Source organism: uncultured Nostoc sp. (genome assembly GCF_964245445.1).
In the GTDB taxonomy this organism is placed as follows: Bacteria; Cyanobacteriota; Cyanobacteriia; order Cyanobacteriales; family Nostocaceae; genus Nostoc.
Window position 1 is genome coordinate 5,261 of record NZ_CAXTNE010000054.1, and the last position, 2,920, is coordinate 8,180.

The following is a 2,920-nucleotide window of genomic DNA, read 5'->3' on the forward strand; positions in this document are numbered from 1 at the left end:
TACTAGCATCAACCTGTCCTCCATTAAGAACAAATAACTCCGGAGAGTTAATTGTTAAAGAACCCGCCTTTCCTGTACCCTGAGTTCTGGTAGTTAAGACACTAGCAGACTGACCATCGGCTGAGATGCCATTCACTTGCACCGATTGTGAAGCGTTGATATTCAAACTTCCTCCCTCGCCTGTACCAAAGGTACTAGCATCAACCTGTCCTCCATTAAGGACAAATAACTCCGGAGAGTTTATTGTTAAAGAACCCGCCTTTCCTGTTGCTGTCTGGCTAGCTTGAGTAGACAAAGTGCTAACAGCCCGACCATTAGCTGATTTTCCAACCACTAGTACCGATTTAGAAGCATCAATATTTAAACTACCTCCCTCACCTAAACCACGGGTAGCAGCTGAGATTAGCCCTCCATTAGAGACAAGTAACTCAGGAGTATTAATTGTCAAAGAACCCGCTTTTCCTGTACCTTCAGTTCCAGTGAATAAGCCGCTGGGAGACCTATCATTGATTGAGGTGCCAATTACTTTCACCGACTCTGAGGCATTAATATTCAAACTTCCACCCTCGCCTGCACCATCGGTACTAGCACTTATCTGTCCTCCATCAAAGACCAACAAATTAGGAGTATTTATCGTTAATGTCCCTGCTTTTCCTGTGGCTGTCTTTCCAGCTTGAGTAGTCAAGGTGCTGACATTTGTACGATTGGCTGATTCTCCAAACACTAGTAACGATTCTGAGGCATTAATATTTAAATTTCCTCCTTCACCTGAACTTAAAGTTCCAGCATCAACCTGTGCCCCGTCATAGACAGACAACTCAGGAGTGGTAATTGTTAAAGAACCTGCTTTGCCTGCGCCTTCGGTTCTAGTCGATAGTCCGCTAATAACCTTACCATTGGCTGAAGTGCCATACAGTTGCACCCATTGTGAGGCATTGATATTCAAACTTCCCCCCTCACCTGTACCAATGGTATTAGCGTCAATCTGCGCCCCATCAGCGAGGAGTAGTACAGGAGTGGTAATTGTTAAAGAACCTGCCTTTCCTATCCCCGTGGTTCTACTAGACAAGCCAGTGGTGGAATTACTATCAGAGGAAATGCCATACATCAGCACAGATTCAGAGGCGTTAACATTCAAACTTCCTCCTTCACCAGCGCCAAGAGTACCAGTAGTAACCTGTGCCCCATCAGAGAGGAATAAAATGGGAGTGTTTATTGTTAAGGAACCTGCCTTGCCTATACCCGCAGTTCCAGTAGATAAGCCGCTAACGCGTCCATCTGAACTGACTCCAAAGATATCAACCAACTCAGAAGCATTGATTTGAATAGTTCCTCCTTGTCCGCGTCCAGTGGGAAGATTGTTACGTGAATTCTCAACATTTGCTCGGATTTGCGAACCATCTCTCAATCGGAGCGATCGCGTTTGAATATTAATATCTCCCCCATCTCCTGTAGATCCTGGTGCTACAGAGCTGGTAATCTGGCTATTGTTTGCGAGAGTCAAAAAGTCATTAATTTGCAAAAATATATCTCCAGCATTCCCTTTTCCACTGGTGGCAGCAGCAAAAAGAGCATCATCTAAAGCAAGAGAATCAGCAATGATGCTGATATTACCTCCTTTACCTTCTGCTTCTGATTCTCCAATACCTAGAAACTTCAAGCTAGTAGTAGCACTCAAGATATCACTGCCACTAGCAAAGGAAACAGAACCACTGGCATTGACAAATACATTACCTGCATCTCCCTGACCATAAGTACTGCTACTTAGTCTAGATTCATCACTCAAGGAAAGCGACCCAGTGAGAATATTAATATCTCCTGCCTTGCCTGCTAATTCTCCTATTTTGTTGAAGATTTCGCCGTCACTATCACTAGCAATGTTACTGTTTATAAGTGAAATTGAGTCATTCGCTTGAATTAATACGTTGCCAGCATCCCCTTCTCCAGCCGTGGCAGTACTCAATTTAGAGTCATACAAAGATACCAAGTTGGCTTTAATTTCAATATTGCCCCCTTTTCCTACTGCTGTTGGTAGCAAGTCGCTACTAATCGAGCTATTAAATAGTAAAAGTGAGTCATTCGTTTGCACAGAGATACTACCAGCATTTCCTCTGCCAACAGAGCTAGTACTGAGTCCAGCGCTGTCTAAATCAAGGTCATTTGTCCATAAGAAGGATGTGGCTTGAATATTTATATCACCCCCATTGCCAATGGCTGGCTGTGTCATACTGCTGGAAATCAAGCTACTTTCACCACTAACCAAGTCACTGGTTTTGATAAAAATACTGCCAGCATTTCCCCGTCCAGAAATATCAGCATTTAATGAAGCATTATCTGTCAAAAACAATGACGTGGCTTGGATATTTATGTCTCCGCCATTACCTACGGCTTCCTCTCTCACATCGCTGCTGATCGAGCTATTATCTAGAAATACAGAATCTCTGGCTTGCACAGATACCTTGCCGCCGTCTCCTCGTCCATCAGTGCTAGTATCCAATTGTGCTTCATTGTTTAAGGAAAGTGACCCTGTTTGGATATTGATATCACCGCCCTTTCGCACTGCTCCCTCTACTACAGCGGGAAAGTCGCCCAAAATTACGCTATTAACGCCACTATCAAAAAATGCAACAGAATCATCGCTCTGAATAAATACGTTACCACCATTTCCCTGTCCGACAGAAAAGGTATCAATAGAAGCTTTATCACTCAACAAGAGTGACCTAGCTTTGATTCCGATGTTACCGCCATTACCTACTGCTTGCTCTAATACACTGGTGGTTAACGAGCTATTGGTGAGGGAAATTGCATCATTGACCTGTATGGACATACCGCCAGCATTTCCCTTTCCGGCAGTTAAAGTACCCAGTATAGTGTTATTGAGGGAGAGTGATCCAGCTTTAATGTTGATGTCGCCGCCTTT

The 2,920-nt window shown here is 43.8% G+C and carries 1 protein-coding gene; it reads right to left on the reverse strand.

What is annotated here, in order from left to right:
• Positions 1-2,920, reverse strand: a 2,920-nt coding sequence (locus ACFE90_RS12110; RefSeq protein ID WP_375500760.1) for a beta strand repeat-containing protein, incomplete at both ends; no start/stop codon positions are given.